This window comes from Bacillus sp. RHFS10 (genome assembly GCF_016757475.1).
GTDB lineage: Bacteria > Bacillota > Bacilli > Bacillales > Bacillaceae > Bacillus > Bacillus subtilis_G.
The window spans coordinates 300,322-319,809 of the sequence record NZ_JAESPO010000003.1; the positions used below are offsets into that span (position 1 = coordinate 300,322).

At 43.1% G+C, this 19,488-nt stretch carries 17 protein-coding genes and 1 pseudogene; 7 read left to right on the top strand and 11 right to left on the bottom strand.

Annotation, left to right across the window (positions count from 1 at the left end):
* Positions 1-62: 62 nt before the first annotated feature.
* From JMN17_RS13865 to JMN17_RS13880, 4 genes are all read left to right on the top strand, one after another.
* Positions 63-1,040 (top strand): DUF4003 family protein, encoded by a 978-nt coding sequence (locus JMN17_RS13865; RefSeq protein WP_202328352.1) that lies wholly within the window; start codon positions 63-65, stop codon positions 1,038-1,040.
* A gap of 12 nt (positions 1,041-1,052) precedes the next feature.
* Positions 1,053-1,868, top strand: coding sequence for an alpha/beta fold hydrolase (locus JMN17_RS13870; RefSeq protein ID WP_202328353.1), 816 nt, complete (start codon positions 1,053-1,055; stop codon positions 1,866-1,868).
* Between the two features lie 83 nt (positions 1,869-1,951).
* On the top strand, positions 1,952-2,161 hold the full coding sequence (locus JMN17_RS13875; protein WP_087991327.1) for a cold-shock protein: 210 nt from the start codon (positions 1,952-1,954) through the stop codon (positions 2,159-2,161).
* Between the two features lie 194 nt (positions 2,162-2,355).
* On the top strand, positions 2,356-2,514 hold the full coding sequence (locus JMN17_RS13880; protein WP_202328354.1) for a hypothetical protein: 159 nt from the start codon (positions 2,356-2,358) through the stop codon (positions 2,512-2,514).
* A 31-nt stretch (positions 2,515-2,545) separates the two neighbouring features.
* On the opposite strand, the gene JMN17_RS13885 is transcribed toward JMN17_RS13880, so the two are convergent.
* Together JMN17_RS13885 and walM are read right to left on the bottom strand one after the other, a co-directional pair.
* Entirely contained in the window at positions 2,546-3,586 is a 1,041-nt protein-coding gene (locus tag JMN17_RS13885; RefSeq protein ID WP_202328355.1) for a PD40 domain-containing protein, read from the bottom strand.
* A 65-nt stretch (positions 3,587-3,651) separates the two neighbouring features.
* Positions 3,652-4,023 carry a cell wall metabolism protein WalM gene (gene walM / locus JMN17_RS13890; RefSeq protein WP_087991324.1) on the bottom strand — a complete coding sequence of 124 codons (372 nt, stop codon included), beginning with the start codon at positions 4,021-4,023 and terminating at the stop codon, positions 3,652-3,654.
* A 439-nt stretch (positions 4,024-4,462) separates the two neighbouring features.
* Here walM and bdhA point away from each other — a divergent pair, with 439 nt between their 5' ends.
* Complete coding sequence (gene bdhA / locus JMN17_RS13895) at positions 4,463-5,503, top strand: (R,R)-butanediol dehydrogenase (protein ID WP_087991323.1); 1,041 nt, start codon at positions 4,463-4,465, stop codon at positions 5,501-5,503.
* A gap of 48 nt (positions 5,504-5,551) precedes the next feature.
* Here bdhA and JMN17_RS13900 read toward each other — a convergent pair whose 3' ends face one another.
* Complete coding sequence (locus JMN17_RS13900) at positions 5,552-6,973, bottom strand: sugar porter family MFS transporter (protein WP_087991322.1); 1,422 nt, start codon at positions 6,971-6,973, stop codon at positions 5,552-5,554.
* A 604-nt stretch (positions 6,974-7,577) separates the two neighbouring features.
* On the opposite strand from JMN17_RS13900, the pseudogene JMN17_RS13905 reads away from it, so the two are divergent.
* A pseudogene (locus tag JMN17_RS13905) lies at positions 7,578-8,598 on the top strand (potassium channel family protein).
* A 48-nt stretch (positions 8,599-8,646) separates the two neighbouring features.
* Here JMN17_RS13905 and JMN17_RS13910 read toward each other — a convergent pair.
* From JMN17_RS13910 to gutB, 7 genes are all read right to left on the bottom strand, one after another.
* Positions 8,647-9,618, bottom strand: a complete 972-nt coding sequence (locus JMN17_RS13910; protein WP_202328356.1) for an SPFH domain-containing protein — start codon at positions 9,616-9,618, stop codon at positions 8,647-8,649.
* Between the two features lie 30 nt (positions 9,619-9,648).
* Complete coding sequence (locus JMN17_RS13915) at positions 9,649-10,413, bottom strand: TPM domain-containing protein (protein ID WP_087991320.1); 765 nt, start codon at positions 10,411-10,413, stop codon at positions 9,649-9,651.
* Entirely contained in the window at positions 10,413-11,438 is a 1,026-nt protein-coding gene (locus JMN17_RS13920; protein ID WP_202328357.1) for a TFIIB-type zinc ribbon-containing protein, read from the bottom strand. The genes JMN17_RS13915 and JMN17_RS13920 overlap by 1 nt, the downstream gene beginning before the upstream one ends.
* 65 nt (positions 11,439-11,503) lie before the next feature.
* Positions 11,504-12,187 (bottom strand): PspA/IM30 family protein, encoded by a 684-nt coding sequence (locus JMN17_RS13925; RefSeq protein WP_202328409.1) that lies wholly within the window; start codon positions 12,185-12,187, stop codon positions 11,504-11,506.
* Between the two features lie 197 nt (positions 12,188-12,384).
* Positions 12,385-13,347 carry a carbohydrate kinase family protein gene (locus tag JMN17_RS13930; protein ID WP_202328358.1) on the bottom strand — a complete coding sequence of 321 codons (963 nt, stop codon included), beginning with the start codon at positions 13,345-13,347 and terminating at the stop codon, positions 12,385-12,387.
* A gap of 101 nt (positions 13,348-13,448) precedes the next feature.
* Complete coding sequence (locus JMN17_RS13935; RefSeq protein ID WP_202328359.1) at positions 13,449-14,840, bottom strand: MFS transporter; 1,392 nt, start codon at positions 14,838-14,840, stop codon at positions 13,449-13,451.
* Between the two features lie 77 nt (positions 14,841-14,917).
* Complete coding sequence (gutB, locus tag JMN17_RS13940) at positions 14,918-15,979, bottom strand: sorbitol dehydrogenase (protein WP_202328360.1); 1,062 nt, start codon at positions 15,977-15,979, stop codon at positions 14,918-14,920.
* A 201-nt stretch (positions 15,980-16,180) separates the two neighbouring features.
* On the opposite strand from gutB, the gene JMN17_RS13945 reads away from it, so the two are divergent.
* Positions 16,181-18,670, top strand: a complete 2,490-nt coding sequence (locus JMN17_RS13945) for a tetratricopeptide repeat protein (protein ID WP_202328361.1) — start codon at positions 16,181-16,183, stop codon at positions 18,668-18,670.
* A 99-nt stretch (positions 18,671-18,769) separates the two neighbouring features.
* Here JMN17_RS13945 and JMN17_RS21770 read toward each other — a convergent pair whose 3' ends face one another.
* Positions 18,770-19,459 (bottom strand): alpha/beta hydrolase, encoded by a 690-nt coding sequence (locus JMN17_RS21770; RefSeq protein WP_313886383.1) that lies wholly within the window; start codon positions 19,457-19,459, stop codon positions 18,770-18,772.
* Between the last annotated feature and the right edge of the window lie 29 nt (positions 19,460-19,488).

Here is a 19,488-nt window from a genome sequence, read left to right on the forward strand (position 1 = left end):
CTTTAAGAAACTTTTGGCCCCATTTTTCGTATAACATAAAAACAGCAATAAGGAGCGTTTTTATGCTGAGCGAAAAGACAAAACAATACATTTCCATTTATGCCGAATTAAAATCAAAATTAAAATGGAAAGTTGCACAAGATCAGATATTAATACTCATTTCGTCTGCATATATTGTGAATAAAAGAGAGTTTGATTTTGAGCGCTTTTATGATTTGAGCAGCTATATCAAATCAAACATCGGCAGCTTCTCGACACTCAATTCCCACCACCGCTTTACAGTTGCTTCCATTCTGGACATTCATTTTCAGCATGAGGCAAAACAAACGTTTCTGACTTTCATCGACGTATACAATGAAATGGTGAAGCTTGGATATAAGCGGGATATATTCACGTACCTTTCCGCCCTGATCCTGCTCACCGGCAAATCAGACACAACAAACCTAAGAGAACAGATGAACACGGGGCTTTCTGTTTATCAGCAGATGAAGAAAAATCATTATTTCCTCACTTCACCCCAGAATGTTCCGCTTGCCGTATTGCTTGGCGAAAGCGGAAAAGGTTTGGAGGCGCTAAACAAAGCGGAAACATGCTATCATCTGCTGGCGGCCAACGGGTTTAAAAAAGGGCGGTACTTACATCAGGTCAGCCATATTCTGGCCTTACAAAGTGAAAAAGCCCCTGAAACACTTGTTTCCCATTACAAACATATATATCAATCCATCACTGCATCTTTCAAAAAGCCTAAGGATTATCATTATCCAGACCTTGCCCTTCTCACATTTCTGGAAGAGCCAGATATCAAAACCGTTTTGGCTATCGCTCGCGAATTAAACCAAGATAAAGCATTTAAACGGCAAAAGGGGATTAATTTTAAAATTGCTGTCTGCTTATATCTCAGTGAGTATATGGAGAACAATCTGCTGATGGAATCAGGCCTATACACCGCAATCGAAGCGGCAATTCAGGCTCAGCAGACAGCTGCGACAGCCGCCATCATCAGCTCAACAGCAGCCATTCATTCTCAAGACGGAAACTAGAGGAGGAGAAACATGCCATACATCACATTAGAAGATCAGACACGTCTATACTATGAAACGCACGGGAGCGGTACACCGATCCTGTTTGTACACGGGGTGCTGATGAGCGGGCAGTTTTTTCACAAACAATGTTCAGCACTATCTGCCAATTATCAGTTTATTCGTCTCGACCTTAGAGGACACGGCGAATCCGACAAAGTGCTTCACGGCCACACCATTTCCCAATACGCCCGCGACGTAAGGGAGTTTCTAAAAGCAATGGAGCTCGATCGTGCCGTTCTCGCCGGCTGGTCAATGGGCGCTTTTGTCGTATGGGATTATCTCAATCAATTTGGGAATGATAACATACAAGCCGCTGTAATCATCGACCAATCCGCTTCCGACTATCAGTGGGAGGGCTGGAAACACGGCCCGTTTGATTTTGACGGTTTAAAAACGGCGATGCACGCCATTCAGACTGATCCGCTGCCATTCTACGAAAGCTTCATTCAGAATATGTTCGCGGAACCGCCTGCTGAGACAGAAAAAGAATGGATGCTGGCAGAAATCCTCAAACAGCCGGCTGCCATTTCAAGCACGATTTTATTTAACCAAACGGCTGCTGATTACCGTGACACCCTTCAAAACATTACTGTACCGACATTGCTTTGCTTCGGGGAAGACCGCAAATTTTTCTCTACAGCAGCTGGAGAACACTTGCGCGGCAAAATTTCCAACTCCACGCTCGTCACCTTTTCTAAAAGTAGCCATTGCCCGTTTTTAGAAGAGCCTGATGCTTTTAACAGTACACTCCTCTCCTTTTTAGATGGTCTGATTGGAAAGCCATAAAGAAAAAGGAATTAGGAGATTGGGGAAAAGTATGAGACAATAAGAAATGTGCAGTTAAAATACATGAGGGAAGAAGTGACTTTATGTCTTACTATAATAAACGTAATCAAGAACCGCTGCCTAAAGAAGATGTGAGTACTTGGGAATGCACAAAAGAAGACTGCAACGGCTGGAGCAGAAAAAACTTTGCCAGCAGTGACTCGCCATCATGCCCTTTGTGCGGCAGCAAAATGATTGACGGCATCCGTTCATTAGTGAATCTCCAAAACAACGGTCAAACGAAAACAAGCTAGCTCTTCCCTATAAACAAATGCAGTCTCCTGCAAGCAAACATTCCCCGAACGGAGACGCAAATTCTATATCCAGACTAAAAAGCCTCCATTTCAAAAGTGGCCTAAAACAAAGAAAGAAGCCCAAAACTGTCTACGTTTAGGGCTTTTTTTCGCCTGTCGTTATGGTATAATATGGATATCGATGAGGTGATAACATGATCGCAAACCAGCAGCGAAACGACCTAAAAAAAAGAGCTCAGATCAAAAAGCTGAACCTTGCCATCCACTCATATGTTGAACTTCTGTTTTTGTCGATACCGCTGATCCATTTCTTTAAATGGCTCGGTTCATCAGTCCTGCATCTCATCCATTAAAAAACCACTCAGCCCATGCCGAGTGGTTTTTTCAGCTAATAACAGAAAAGCTGTTGATGATGCCGTTCGGATTTTCCCACACTTTTTCGAACGTCTTTTTTTCAAGGTTGTAGGAATAAATCGTCCGAACCTTTGCTTCACGCCCTGTTTCATCCTTCAATTTTTTAGCTCCCTTGGCTTCGGCGAGAAAATAAATTTTCTTTCCATCCTTAGAAAACTGCGGCTGAGCGTCAATTAACAGCTTAAAGTTTTTTTGATTCGAAATGACGGTTTCATATTTTTTCGTATCCGCCTTCAGCATCTGAATAGAAGCGGTTTGCTCCGTGCCTTTTTGTGTATATGATGTAAACAACATACGTTTATCATCATCAGAAACAGCAATATCACTGATAAACTGGTCAAGGCTCTTCAGCTCATCAAATTTGTTTTGACGGCCTGACGCAAAATGAATCGTTGTCGGTTCAGGATCGATCCCCTTTTCGTTCGCTTCATCTGTTTTCTTGTAATCTTCTTCTACAGAATAATGAAGAAATGCAAATGAATCTGTTTTTTTGTTATAAAAGAAGCTGCTGACGCTGTCATCCTGATCATTCACGGCAGGATAAAGGTTTTTGTATTTCTTCGTTTTCAGATCAAAGGACGCGATCCGAAAATTGCTTTCGTCCGCTTTCCCTAAACGGAAATAGATGGTTGAACGGTCCCTCGATAAAAACAAGCTGTCCGCACTCTCAGCGCCTTTATACAGCATCATCTTTTTATTAGACTTTAGATCCAGCTTAAAGAGCCTCATTTCATTTTGATCATTATTGCCCGTATAATAGAGCACCCGCTGCTTTTGATCCAAGGCAAATGCCGGATAGCCGGTCAGCTCCTCCTCATGGATCACCTTGTCATTTTCATAATACTTCGTCAGCAGATCGGTATTCGTAATCGAAACGAGCAGCTGATCACCGCTTTCCGTATTGACTGAAACATCAGCAGCGCTCTCATGGCCTTTATCCTTTACAACATAAAACACAAAGCCCGCTGCCGCTATCACGACTGTTAACAATAATATGATTCTTTTTTTCATCTCTTATCTCCACCAATAGAAAAAGCAAGAATGTGACTTCTTGCTTTACAGATTATATATGTAGATTAATAGCTGTAATGTCCCGCTACTTTTCCTTTGCTTAATGGGTATCCAAGCGCTTTAAACGCTTTAGGGCTTACATCCAGTACTGCATGAGGCATTCTGCCAACATCATTTTTGTAAACCGTAATCACCTTTTTAGGCTTCGCTTTTGCATAAGCTCTGATTTTTGTCCCGTTTTTAGGAACATCAAATCCGATCTTGGTCGCACAGTCCCAGTGCCCAAGTTTTTTTCCTGAAGAGCCTTTTTTCCCGACTCCATTATACCAAGTAATATTTCCATTCACATGTTTCGCACTGGCATCTGCTGAAAAACTGAAAGCTCCCAAAGTACTTCCTACTAAGATAAAAGCGGCTAAAATGACTTTCTTCAACATTTCGTCCCCCTGTTTGTTAACATCTAGAAAAATTGTACACGATCAACCAGGGAATTTTTATTTCAATATCCTTACAGTAATGTTACAAAGCCAGAATAGTTGCCAATGCTAAAATAAACCATGGAAGATTATCCTATTATAATTGGAATATAAGCGTTATAATTGTTGATAGAGTAGTTATCGCATTCAATATGAACGAACCATTACCGTATTGTTCAAACCAAATTTCATAGTTATGTAAACGATTCATACTCTCTCATAATAAAGAAAAAAGAGCGTGCGAGACTCTTTTTTCTTCAAAATTTCTTTTTTTAAAAACGTAAATTACATTATATAAAATTTTCATTTCTTTTTTGGTTTTAAAAATGGCGATTTTGTGAACAGTTCATATTGATCAGTGCGGAATTACTCATATAAAAAGATATAGGAGTGGTAATCCATGAAGGCAGCAAGATGGCATAACCAAAAGGATATCCGTATTGAAAATATTGAAGAGCCAAAAACAGAGCCGGGAAAAGTAAAGATCAAAGTCAAATGGTGCGGTATCTGCGGCAGTGATTTACACGAGTATCTTGGCGGCCCGATCTTTATTCCGGTTGACAAACCGCATCCATTAACGAATGAAACAGCACCTGTCACAATGGGCCATGAATTCTCCGGTGAAGTTGTTGAAGTCGGCGAAGGCGTTGAAAATTATAAAGCAGGAGACCGAGTCGTAGTCGAACCGATTTTTGCAACACACGGTCACCAGGGCGCCTACAACCTTGATGAACAAATGGGATTCCTCGGCTTAGCCGGCGGAGGCGGCGGTTTCTCTGAATACGTCTCTGTAGATGAAGAGCTGTTGTTCAAACTTCCTGAGGAATTATCATATGAACAAGGCGCTCTTGTTGAGCCTTCCGCGGTCGCTTTATACGCTGTCCGCTCAAGCAAAATCAAAGCCGGTGACAAAGCGGCTGTATTCGGCTGCGGACCGATCGGGCTTCTTGTGATTGAAGCGCTGAAGGCTGCTGGAGCGACTGACATTTACGCTGTCGAGCTTTCACCTGAACGCCAGCAAAAAGCTGAGGAGCTTGGAGCCATCATCGTTGATCCGTCCAAAACAGATGATGTAGTCGCTGAAATTGCAGAACGTACTGGAGGCGGTGTCGACGTAGCATTCGAAGTCACTGGCGTTCCAGTGGTACTGCGACAAGCGATCCAATCCACTACAATTGCCGGTGAAACAGTCATTGTAAGCATTTGGGAAAAAGGCGCTGAAATCCACCCGAACGACATCGTCATCAAAGAACGTACAGTCAAAGGAATTATCGGATACCGCGACATCTTCCCGGCTGTATTGTCATTAATGAAAGAAGGTTATTTTGCAGCTGACAAACTTGTAACAAAAAAAATCGTATTAGACGATTTGATCGAGGAAGGCTTCGGGGCTCTTATTAAAGAGAAAAACCAAGTCAAAATCCTTGTCAGACCTAACTAATGGAACAAAAAAGAATCCGCACACAGATGCGGATTCTTTTTATATGCCTTATCCAACCACTTCAGAGCTGGAATCTTTCTTCGCCTCGCCGCGAACATAAGCGCGGAAATTATCCTCCAGCTGCTCAAGCGAAAGCCCTTTCGTTTCCGGTAAAAATGTCTTCACAAACAATACAGAGCAAATTCCTAGTACAACGAAGATAAAGAACGTTGTGGACAGCCCAATCGCGGCCAGCAATATCGGGAAAGTGAAACTGACTGCAAAATTCACCATCCACAGACATAATACCGTGACCCCCATTCCCAAACCGCGAAGGCGGAGCGGGAAAATCTCAGAAAGCATCAGCCACGTCACTGGCGAGATCGCACCCTGCTGAAATGCAAGGAATGTCACTGTTAACGACAGAACCACATATGGAAGAGCCGGTGATCCTTCGAGCACAAGTGAGAATATCCCGATCAGCAATAATGCCGTTGTCGTACCGATCAAACCTGTCATCAGCATCGGCCGGCGGCCAACTTTCCCTAGCAGCCAGATTCCGACGAATGTTGCCAATACCGAAATCACGCCATTCGCGATATTTCCGATTAATGCGGCTTTCGTTTGAAAACCGGCATCTCTTAAAATTTCAGTACCATAATACATAATTGAGTTTACACCTGTAATTTGCTGTACAATCGCAATCCCGATTCCAATGAACACAATCCGGCGCACCCACGGTACCGCAAGATCTTTAAACGTCGCTTTTTCAAGCTTATCTTCTTTTTTGAAAGCGAATTCAATTTCTTCCAGCTCAGACGCAGCCTGCTTTTCATCCCTAATTTTTTTCAAAACCCGCAAAGCATCTTCTTTTCTCCCTTTAGAGACGAGCCAGCGAGGACTCTCAGGCATTCTAAGCATACCGAAAAACAAGAATACCGCAGGGAGCGACGCAATGACGAGCATAAATCTCCACACATTGGAGCTGTCTCCCATTGTTGTTCCGAGAATCGCATTAAAAATAAAGGCCAAAAGCTGTCCTGATACAATCATCAGTTCATTCTGCGTCACCATCCGCCCCCTGCTTTCCATAGGAGACATCTCCGCTAAATAGGCAGGAACCGTAACTGATGCGCCCCCGACCGCAATTCCGAGCACAAAACGGGAGATAATCATGATCGTTACATTTGGAGCAAACGTACACCCGAGCGTTGATATGAAAAATATAACAGCGAGGAACAAAATATTTTTGCGGCGGCCGTTAAAATCAGACATCCTGCCGCCAAATACGGCACCCAATGCGGCTCCAAAAAGAAGTGAACTGGTGACAAGCCCCTCTGTGAAGGCATTGAGGTTAAGCTGGTCCGGCTCTCCCATATACGGCAAAGCTCCATTAAGCACTCCCGTATCATAACCGAAGAGGAGACCGCCGAAAGTCGAGACTATAATAACTGTACGTAAAAATGACATTTGATTACCTTGTTTATTCATACTGTTTCCCCCAGTCTTTTTCAAAATCGATTACTGCGTATTTCAAAAACTTATTCTAGGGTTGCTGCTTTTCTTACATCTGGTGAGAAGGCTTCAGAAAAAATTCTTCATGTTTATCCAATGGCCTCATTACCTTCCCTTCAGCTTAGCCTCTCAGTTCTTTTGGAAGCGATTTCATTTTCATCTAAAAAAAACAGTGAGCATTTCTTTGCACATACACTCGACAACTTGTTACTTTATAGTCACTTGATAGTTCTATTTTAGTAATATAATAGTGACATTTTTGTTACTTCTGATATTATCATAATTATAAAAACACTTACAGTCAATATAAATTTCTGAAAATTTTTTATCTAATCAAAGAAAAATCATCAATTCAAGGGGAAAATGAACTTTTTTCTTTGTGAAAATAAGTAAATCTAGTCAAAATTTCTGTGAGTTTCTGTTTATCTGCTATCAACGACAAGATGGTTAACTGTTGGGTAACTCCTCCTGTTTTTCTTCTATACAATGACTTTCTTATCAAACATTTGAACAATTGTTTCAGACTAAAGGTAAAAGGAAATAAAAAAGAAAAGATGGCTGGCTAAGGGAGGCAACAAAATTGAATGAGGTTTATGTCATTGCAGGCCTTTTATTGTTAACAGCAGGCATGATCGATTTTTTATGGACCACATTATGGTTAGAGAGCGGCGCAGGCCCGATCACAAGATGTTTGTCAGCATGGCTGTGGAAAGGCTTCCGCAAAATCAGCGGAGACCACGCAAAGGTTCTCAGCACGGCAGGTCCTCTGCTGTTATGCCTGACATTAGTGATATGGATCATTTTATTTTGGGACGGGTGGTTTTTGATTTTCTCAAGTGACCCCCATTCACTTATGGACACTCAAACGAAAGAACCGGCATCCTTGTCAGACCGAATTTATTTTACCGGTTATGTCATGTTTACATTAGGGAATGGCGACCTCGCACCAAACGGAGACCTATGGAAGCTCGTCACGGTCATAGAAACAGCTCATGGCCTCCTCACAATCACATTTTCTGTCACCTATTTGATTTCCGTATTAAGTGCGGTTAACCAAAAGCGCTCCTTTGCCCAAGGTGTATTAAGCGTGGGGCGTGGGGCGTGACGGAACTGAAATTGTCCAGAATGCATGGAACGGCAAAGATTTTCACGACATTGATTTTCTTCTTGTCACGATCTCATCAGAGCTGGGAAAGCTGACCGCTCAGCATTACGCCTTCCCTATTCTTCATTTTTACCATAGCACGCAGCGCCAGGAATCATCCATTATAGCTGTCACTGTATTGGATGAGGCATTAACCATTTTGAAATACGGCATTCCTGAACAATATCAGCCGAACCAGCTTCACATCAAAGAAACGCGCTCAAGCATTAAAAACTATTTGGATACCGTTCATACCGCGTATATCCATTCAGCTGAACAAGCGCCGCCGGAACCAGACATCACAAAGCTTCAACAAAAAGGCATACCCACTTTATCAAAGCAGACATTCCAAACGGCTATCCATTCTTTACAGGAACGGCGTCAATTGCTGCTAGGCATTGTCCAAGCTGGTGCCCGAAAATGGCCTGTTCAGGAGCAGACAATAGACAACGCATAAAAAAAGTCCCGAGTGTCTGACCACTCCGGACTTTTCACTGTATCATTCTTACACAAGCTTTTGGCCGCAATTCGGGCAAAAATTAGCTTCACCGGTTTTTGTGCCGCAGTTCGGACAGAAATTTGGTTTGCTTCCGCTGCCAGATGACTGTGATCCTGATGACTGCGCCTGCTGATTCTGATTCATTTGATTCATCATCTGGTTGGCCATATTCATTCCCATCATCATTCCAGCCATATCAGAAGCCGCCCCGCCTCCGCTCATCTTTCCGGACGCCATTCCATCCGTCATTGAAATTTGCTGGTATCTATTTACATCCCCAACCATGCCGTAGGAAGCGTTCTTTGTAATCATATCTTGAACCTCTTGAGGGTAATTAAAGCTCATGATTTGAAAACCGGTGATCGTCATTCCGTCGCTGATTAATTGCATATCTAAGTCTTCTTGAATCCCCTTCGCAATGTCAAAAGCGTTGGCTTGGAGATTAAACATGTCTTTCCCTTCTCTAGTGATCCACTTCATAAGAAGCTGATCCAGAATGGAAGTGATCCGGGTTTTAATATCCTCTACAAAATACTGATCCTTCACGCCGGCGATTTTATCAATCAAGCTGATATAGTCCTGCACCTTGAAATTAAATGTGCCGTTCGCGCGAATCGGCATCCCGCCAGGCATTCCCGCTGCCGGAATATTTATCGCCTGCTTTGTTCCCCATCTTACGGTAAATTCCTTCGTATTAACAAACAGCACCTCGGCGCGCATGCCGCTGTTAAACCCAAACTTAAAGCCCTTTAATGTTGACAGGAATGGAATAATCTCAGATTCAATATCATAATCACCGTCATCTTGAAACATCCCTTCAACCCTGCCATTGCTCAAAAACACAGCATCCTGTCCGGGACGAATGATTAAACGGCTCCCTTTTTTAATTTCACGATTGTTCCATTTATAAAAAATCATATCATCTCTAAATTCTTCCCACTCAACTACATTCGCTAATTGATTTCTGAAAAACGACATTATGCCTCTCCCTTTCTCTATTTCTTACTTTTAGAAACTGCCGCGGCTTCCGCTGTATGACGTACCGCCTTTCGTAACCCCGCCATCGCCGCTGTCTTTATCATTTGACGGTTTTCTTTCTCTTGTTACAGTCGTTCTGATATAAGTGTCATATTGATCAATCACATCGGACGTACGTTGATCCATATATGTATTCCCATTAACCGTTACTTTGCCGCCTGCATGATAAAGCATGATTGAAACCGCGATGCCTCCGACTGCGATGGCAACAATGAGCTGAAACCACCATGTAAAGAATATGTTGTCGGGATTGATTCCCGGTTTTATGCCCATATCTTTATAGGAAAGCTGAATATATGTCTGAAAAGCTTTGAAATAATCTTCATTTGATAAATCAGATGAAATCGTATTTCTGATGCTGTTTAGCCTGCTGTTGTCCAAATACTTTTCAGCTTTTTTGAAGCCCGCGATGAATACTTCTCTATCCGCCATATCAATCGTTAAAATAGCTGTACTGCCTTTTCCGTAACGATCATAAAAGTCGCCGGCATAATCGGCAATATCCTCACCGTTCGTGCTTTTTGTCGTAATAATGATGAAATCAGTGTCCCTCTTTGCCCCCAGCTCTGCCGAGAGAGATTCGAGTTTTCCGATTTCTGCTTTCGATAATAGATGAGCATGGTCATACACATGCTGCTGTGATTCAGAAGCTCTCACCGCTCCGATCCCCAGTACCGGCATCATGATGAAAACAGCCAGCACAACAAAAATCGCTTTCCCGAAAAATCCCCGCATCAAAATCCGCCTCCCATCATCAATGAGACGAGCTTCAACGCAAGAAATGCCCCGCCTGCTATTCCGCTAAACCACGCCGCCACTTTTCCTGAACTGATCGGCGGCTTTCCGACAACCTTGCCTGTTTGCCCGTTCATCGCAAAAGTATGCTCTGCTCTTTCATAATCGTAACTGACCATCCAAACGGGAAGCAGAACGTAAAAGCTGTTCACGTTTTTCGTGTGAATATGTTTGTCCCTCACATTGACTGACGTATATCCGGAAAAAGTAGAATGTATGTATGAATCTATATAATTGCTGACTTTCTCTTTTGCCCTCGGAAAAAGCTCCTCATCGGTATAATTGTATTTTTCCGCAATATAACCGGCCAAATATGCCGTTTGAAAGTCCTTCAGCTCATCGTATGAATAAGGCTCCAATTTATCCATTAATTCATCTTTCATTTTTTCAGAGGCATCCACAGGAATTTTCAAATAATCGAGATTGATATCACGAAACGCTTCAAAGTGCTCTGTTTCCGTGCAAATATAATCCCCTTCTTCATATTGATGGACTCTGGTACAGTTCGCTGTCACCTGTACTTCACTATTTAAATCAAACATCCAAAATGGAATATACATGCCGGTGATGCTTTTAATACGATCAGCCGACATGAAACCTCTTGGTGTCAGAAGACCTTTTTTGCACCACTTTCGAAATGCCTGCTCTGCTTCTTGTTTACTGATTGTAAATGGAATGACCTTCGCCGGCGCCAAATGTCCTGATAAACGATCGGCAAGTATAGCAGCACCTCCGCAAAAACTGCACGTTGTCGCTGTCGTTTCAGCTTCCGTCATTAAAACGGCACCGCAGTTTTCACATTGATATTCCTTTGCTTCATCATCAGAAAACCGCGCCGCAATGTTTTCTTTCGGAAGGCTTTCAATATTGTCCTGTCTTCCGCAGCTGCCGCAGGATAACGACCCGAATTCACTGTCAAATGCCATATCACTGCCGCAGTTCGGACACTTATAAGATATTATCATTACCGTTCCCTCTCACATCTTATGATAAAATGTGCCGCAGCCGAAAAGCTGCGGCCTCCTATGTATTATTTATCGAGCATCATTTTCGCTTTTAACGCCGCAAGTTCATCATCCACCTGACTTGAACCGACAGTATCATATTTAGCAGTCAGATCATCAATATCATCCAGCGGAGCGCTGTTCAGTTCAGCCATTGCATTCGCCTGATCAAGTGCCTGATTTACTTTGTCCTCCATTCTGCCGAATGCAGACATTGATTGGCTGGCACCCGAAACAGAAGCGCCCAGCTTGTTCATTCTATCTTGCGTTTTCGCTACTGCCCACTTCGCCTTGATCATATTTTTGCGTGCTTCCAGCTCTCCAATGTCAGACACCAGTTTGTCATGCATCTTTCTCATTTGCGCGGCATTGGCAGCAGCCATTTGATTCGCCGTCTGCAGCTCAGAAAGCTTTGATCCTAAAGATGTTTTTCTTTCAAGGAATGTTCTCGCATCGCCCTCATTCCCCGCTTGCAGCGCCTTCATCGCATAGCTTTCCATTTTCTCCATGTCTGCCTGGCATTCACGTAATTCTCTTTTTGTCCTTTGCTCCTCAGCCATAACGGCTGCTGTTTCTGCCTTTACCTTAGACAAATCGCTGTTCATGTTTCTTAAATATTGATCTGCCATTTTCTCTGGATTTTCAGCCTTATCCAACAAAGCATTGATATTCGCCGACATAATATCTTTGAATCTCGTTATTATACTCATCATGTAGTTCCTCCGCTATTTCGTTAAACTTCTTACCACATATACTATTTATTATCGTTAAAAGTTTCACTTTTTTAATAAAAAATGAAATCCTAATAGAAAATACATAACTTTTTACCCGAATTTAACATTTACGCACAATATAAAAAAGGATGTTTCCCAAAGTCCAAAGACTTTCAAGAAAACATCCTCGATGGTCACAAATAAACTTCAATCTCTTCCATGCTGGGCAGTGCATCGATCGCCCCGATTTTAGTGCACACAAGAGCGCCCACCTTATTGGCAAACGCCACAATCTCACGCAGCTTCGCAAAATCAGCATCAACAGATTGAATCTGATCCGTGTTTGCCAATTGATATAAAGCGGCGCCGACAAAAGCGTCTCCCGCTCCCGTTGAGTCAATTGATGTAACCGGAATGCTCGGAATGATTTCATGATCTTTTCCATTCGAAAGAAGCGTCCCGCTTTTCCCAAGTGTCACAGCAACAATTTTCGCTCCGATCTCATGAAGGATCGCAACACCCTTTTCGTGATCCTTCGCACCGCTGATAATCTCAAGCTCCTCGTCACTGACTTTCACAAAGTCGCTTAAAGCAATCGCATTTCTCGCGACACTTACAAACTCTGAAACCCTTCCCTTCCATAAATCCTCACGGTAGTTAGGGTCGAACGAAATAAACTGTCCATTTTCTTTCGCACTCGACATCAGCTGTAAATAGGCTGAGCAAAACGGATCTGATAACAATGCCGTCGCTGAGCCGAAATGAAGGATTTTCGCTTCGTTTAATTTATCCTGGTCAATATCCTCCAGCGTAAACAAAGCGTCCGCGCCTCTATTAAAAACAAAATCGCGCTCCCCATTTTGTTTTAATGAAACAAAAGCAAGCGTTGTAGGCGCTTTCTCATCCATGACCAGCATAGAGGTATCCACCTGTGCGGCGTCCAATGTTTTCTTCAGAAAATACCCAAACGGATCCTTGCCTACTTTTCCGCTGAAAGCGGCGTCTCCGCCCAGCTTGGCAATTGCTGCTGACACATTCGCCGGAGCACCGCCGGCACTTTTTAAGAAATTGCGCCCTTCCATTAAATCAACATCCACATCGGTACAAAAGAAATCAATTAACAATTCTCCAATACAAATAACAGATTGGCTTCCCACATTATCACACTCATTTGTCAGTTCTCGATTATAGTTTCAGTATAGTGCTTTCTGTCATAAATACAACCATTTTCATAGAATATTTTAAATTTTACGTATACTCATCTTGCAGCCCTTTGCTCCAGATCAGACATCACCTGCTTATATTTTTTTTCAGTTAAAGGATAAAAAGAAATGAGAATAATAGACAGCAGAATGAACAATCCCGGAATGAGCGCATTCATATTTTTAATCGCATTCAATGACGATGCCGTCTGATCGGTATTCGCGACATACCCGGCGATTCCTAAATAAATGGCTGAAAATGACCCGGCTAACGCAACGCCCAGCTTATTAATAAAGCTCATGCTCGAAATCACCACACCATCCGCGCGAACCCCGGTTTTCCATTCCGCATAATCGACACAATCGGCAACCATTCCCCAAGCAAGGGTATTCAAAGGCGTCGTGAAAAATCCAGAAACGAAAAGCCAAAAGAAAATAAGCGGAATCGAAGAATACGATGTAAACTGAAGGCCCGCGTAAGAAAGAAGCGATAGAGCCGCCGTGATGATCATGACTTGTTTTCTGCCCCACTTCTCAGAAAAGAAAGGAATAAACAGATTGCTGATCAGCGCTGCTCCGAAAAATAAAACGGTTCCCAAAAACACGAATTCTTTATGATTGACGTTATACGTAAAATAGTACACCATCGTGCTGAGCTTAATATTAAATCCGATCGCAAAAGCTAAAAATGATGAAACTAACATAAGCAAAGGTTTGTTTCGGAATAAAACGGATAACGTCTTTTTGATCCCTTGTTTTTTTCTCTTTTCAGGCTGAATCCGCTCCCGTACAGTAAAGAAACTGAATAGATTCAAAACGATGCTGACCGCCGCATAAATGAGCGCCGTCATCTGAAATCCAAACGCCTGATCCTCTCCTCCGATAGCAGTTGCAAGCGGTGTCGCACAGGAAATGGATAAAAGGATGCCGATATACACCAAAATCATCCGGGTTGTGGTCAGAACCGTTCGTTCCTCCACAGAATTCGTCATCCGACCCGTTAAGCTGTTCACCGGAATCGTTTGCATACTAAAGGACATCCCAAGCAGAATATAGGTGATGTACGCATATACCATATTCCCCGTCTCACCGAAATGAGGCGTCGTGAAACATAAAAACGTAAATAACGCAAAAGGAAATGCCACCCACAGCAGATATGGCCTTGCCTTTCCCCACCGTGTATTCGTTTTGTCTAAAATCAATCCCATAATCGGGTCAAAAATAGCATCCAGCACCCGCACAACAAGAAACAAAGTGGCGATCACCGCAGGCTGAATGCCGCCGACGTCTGTATAATAGAATAATAAGTATGCGTTTACAAACTGAAAGACAATATTATACGACATATCACCGAAACCATATCCGATTCGTTCAAACCAGGACAGGCCAGTGCTGGATTTTGACTGATGCTTCGCCTTCAATGCCGTGACTTTTTCTGTTTCAATCATCATTTCCCACCCCAAGAATCCGTTTTCATTTTTAGTAAACAAGAGGGAGAATCCAAAGCCCCCCCCTCACAGTTCACTCAGCGATTTGGATACACCATTACTTTTAAGCATTCATTCTTAAATTGAAGCGCCCGCTCCATCGCCTCTTGCGTCTGCTCCAGCGAATATTTGTCCGTAACCAAATGCTTTGTGTCCACAATGCCGGAAGCGAGAAATTCAATTCCCTTTGGATACGTATTGGCATAACGGAAGATCCCGTAAATATCAATCTCATTATCCGCAATAAACGGCACACTGAGCGGAATCTCATTCTGAGAAGGCAAACCGACAATCGCCAGTTTACCGCCCCGGCGCACAGAAGCCAGTGCGGATTGCAATGCCGCTGGATTCCCCGCTGTTTCCCAAGCAACATCAACGCCTCTATCATTCGTGATTGTCTTAATTTCTTCAAGCGCATCCTGTTCACGGATATGAATGACATGAGTCGCTCCCATTTTTTTCGCAGCTTCTAACCGCAGCGGCTCTAAGTCGGTCACGATAATTGTGCCTGCCCCAAATGCTTTAGCTGCCGCAACAGCCATTAACCCCACCGGCCCCATTCCCATAATCGCAATCGTTGATCCGGGCTGAAGCTTCGTTCTCGCCGCTGCATGAATGCCGACAGAAAACGGTTCGATCAAAGCAGCATCTTCATAGGAAAGAGAATCCGGAATCGAAAAAACAAAGTCCTGACGCATTTTGATATATTGGACAAATGCGCCGTCAACTGGCGGTGTCGCCAAGAACTGTACATCCGGACAAAGGTTATAACGTCCTTCCTTGCACGCCTCACAGCGTCCGCACGTGACACCCGGTTCAACAGCTACACGGTCTCCCACCTTGAATTGTTCGACAGACGATCCGACTGCGGCAATTTCACCCGCGCATTCATGACCGAGAATAAATGGTTTTTCTACTACATAATTTCCTATTCTGCCATTTGTATAGTAATGCAGATCCGATCCGCAAATTCCGACAGCCATCACCTTAATCAACACTTCATCATGATTGATGTCAGGCACAGGCAATGTTTCAATTTTGATCTCTCTTGTGTTGTGCATAACAGCCGCTTTCATGTTCTGAGGTACTGTGTGAGTCATTTGGCAAATTCCTTTCTTTAGAAAATAAAATGTAAGTGCATACATTTTTGTTTTCTCTGTTACTGCCCCCATTTTATCTGCTTTTCAAGACGTTCAACAGCCTTTCCTGCTGTATAAAAGGACAGCGGCACTGTACTTTTATTTTTTCATATACAAAAAACGCTGGATTGATAAAATAGTACTAATAGGAGGTGCAGGCTTATGGCTGAACTTGAAAACCGAAAACAATTTGCAGAACTGCTGGCACCTGCCGTCAAATCGCTAAAACTTCATCCTGATTACAAAGTCAGAAGGAAAAAGAATGAAAAAACAGGACAGTCTTATATAGATAAAATCGCACTCCAGTTGGGAGTCTCCTCTAACACGATCAAAAGCTGGATCGGACAGATGGGTGCAAACTATATTCCCGGAAGAATTGACGACGGAAAACTGTTCGGAATGATCTGGATCATTCTCGAAAAGACCGACTTGGATATCGAGTGGCTGACCGGCCTGCTGGAAACCACCACCATCCCTGTTATCAAACCTGCATTGCCTGTATGGGCGGCATCTTGTCTCAAAAAAGCGAAAACGCTGCGAAAAAACGGTTCATTCGGAGCTCCGAGTGATGACGATATTGAAAAAGCGGTAAAACGGCTGTTTCATGATATCTCCGTCCAAAAATCGAATGCGCTTACAGAACAGCCTATCACGCATAACATACCGTCACGCTGGTCCGGGAGCTTTATCGGACGCAGCTTTGATATGGAAGCGATACGGCAATGGATGCTTTCTCCGTCACCAGTCTGTTTAATCACCGGTTGGGCCGGCATGGGAAAAACCACAATCGCTCTTGAAGCTGCCTATTCCTGTGTCGATGATACTTCAGATTGGCCGGCATTCAATAGCATCATCTGGGTCAGCGCCGATTGGAAAGGTTTAAGCTTTAGCGATTTTTTAAATACGATCGCCTATCAGCTCGGGCGCACAGAACAAATCGATAAATCAATCAATGAAAAACGCTTCGTCGTCCGCAATGCGTTAGCCAATTACACTCGAGAAAAAACGGTACTGCTGATCGTTGACAGCATTGATACCGCAGAACGTGACATTCACGAATTTATCACCAGCCTTCCACAAGGCGTAAAAGTTCTCCTTACAGCGCGGGAAAATGTAAAGCAAACCCATCGAGAAGGCTTTGGAGAAATGGCAGCCATCCAGCTGAGCGGCCTTGACCAAACAGATGCCCTAGTATTTTTTCATCAAGAAGTGCATCGCTGCTTACAAACATGCAACCTCCCACATAAACAGGAAAAACTGGAGCAGCTGTTACATCTATCGTCTGAACTGAAGAACGAATTCATATCAGCGACTGCCGGAAACCCGAAAGCCATGGCACTCAGCATCGCCTATATGTCAGACGATGACATTCCCGCTCAGGAGCTGATTCATGAACTTGGAAAAGCGGGCTACTCTCTGTTGGAATTGTTTGAGTTCCTCTTTGGCCGCACCTGGGACAGATGCAACGAAGATACACGAAAGCTATGGCAAACGCTTTGCTTTTTCAGCAAGCCGCCGGATAAAAACAGCCTGGCGGCAGCGCCCGGATTAGACACCCGCCGTTTTCATTACGCAATAGAACAAATGCGGTCGTATGCTCTGATTCAGCCGGAGCGAAGCGAGGTAAGGACACAATACTTAGCGCATCAAACCGTTGTCGCTTACGGAGAACAGCACTTGTCCGAACATCACGAATATGAAAAAGAAGCCCGCAGCCGCTGGGCCCGCTATTATATTGATTATGCCGAAACCCATTTAAAGCGGGAAAAGCCAAACTCTATCTATTGGAGCTACCTGCTGGGACGGAACTTAGATCAAATGAAACAAGAATGGCCAAATATCTTAAAGGTCATCAAATGGTCAAGCGAAACCGAACAAAAAGAAATCCTAATCGAACTCATCACCCGCATCAGCCATTTTCTGAGCAGAATCAACCTGCCCCTGCGAATCGAATACGGGTGCAAAGCCGCCGACGCCGCCCATCAATTAGGCAAACACACACGAGAAGCGTTCTTCCGAATCGACACAGCAGGCTGGGCACTGATGGAAGTCAATGATTTAGACGGGGCCTTACAGCAAATTGAAGCTGGATTGAGGATTCTGGAACAATCAGATACTCACGATGCCCATGATCTAAAGGTTTGGGGACACGCACTCAAAGCAAGGCTGTTTTTAAAAGCCGGGCAACAGGAAAAAGCAAAGACCATTTTAAACAAAATCGAAGATCAACCAATTTCCCCTACGATTCAACATAGGGTTCTGCTGGTTCGCGGAGACCTAAGCTTCGCGAGAGGTCATGATGAAGAAGCCATTCAATTATACGAAGCCGCAAATGAAATCAGCTCCACGTACGGCGGCGAAAAAACGATAGAAGCCTATTTCAATCTGGGTGTCGCTTACGTGAAATGTGGTCAGTTTGAAAAAGCGGAAGAAGCCTTTGAGCAGATGCTTTATGACAAACATAACGCGAATCAAGTTGAGTTGATCTATTATGATTATGGGATGGCACAGCTGTTGTATCGTAACGGAGAGAAAACGAAAGCGATGGAATTCAATCAGAAGGCGATTCGTTTGATTGATTCGTGGGAGCCTGCGATTGGGATTCGGGGTGAGGTGGAACTATTGGCAAGGGTGATTAAAGAAAACGACTAGCAAGCATAGTAGTTTTGTCATCAATCTCACTCAGTTTCTTTATTAATAAATAGGAAAGACCAACTGAAGTCGCAGTTGGTCTTTCATTTCTTATAAGGTTTACAAATGTACTGAATCAGGTTTTCCCGTATGTATTCTTTCTTGTATAAAGGAAAGCGTATCATTTGCCACCTTTTTGCGACAAAGTACAATACCTGAATGACCACAATTGTAGACATATCTTGTTGGTTTTTCCCAACATTCCCATAAATACTCTGCATCTTTTAAGTCAATATATTGATCGTGTTTAGCAGAAATCAGCAGAATGTTATCTTTATTAACTTTCGGCAAGGCTTGACTAGGATCTGTGATCTTCCAATATTTTATTAAATCTTCATAGATCACACCATTTTGTTCTAATTCTTCTCTTATGTATTTACCTGGGATCGTGTTCCATATCGAATAAGAAAGGCGATTGGCATAAAAGATTGATACCACTGCATCAATTTGAGATTCTAGGGTAGCAATTAGATTAGTAACCCATCCTCCTAAGCTTACTCCCACTATGATAACAGGGCCTTTTTTATTTGCTTTTATCCAATGAATTAACGCTCGTAAATCTACAACGGCCTGTCTTGTCGACTCAATTGTACGATCAATATTTGCACTAATCATCAACTCGCCACTATACAGTGAATTTTCCGGTTCTCTTTCAAAATGGTATGGAAGAGAATAATAATACATGTTCCAGCCTAAATCGTTCATTATACGATTATGAAATATTTTTTTGATTCTATTGTACGAATCCATGCGCCAGCCGTGTACAAAGATGACATTGG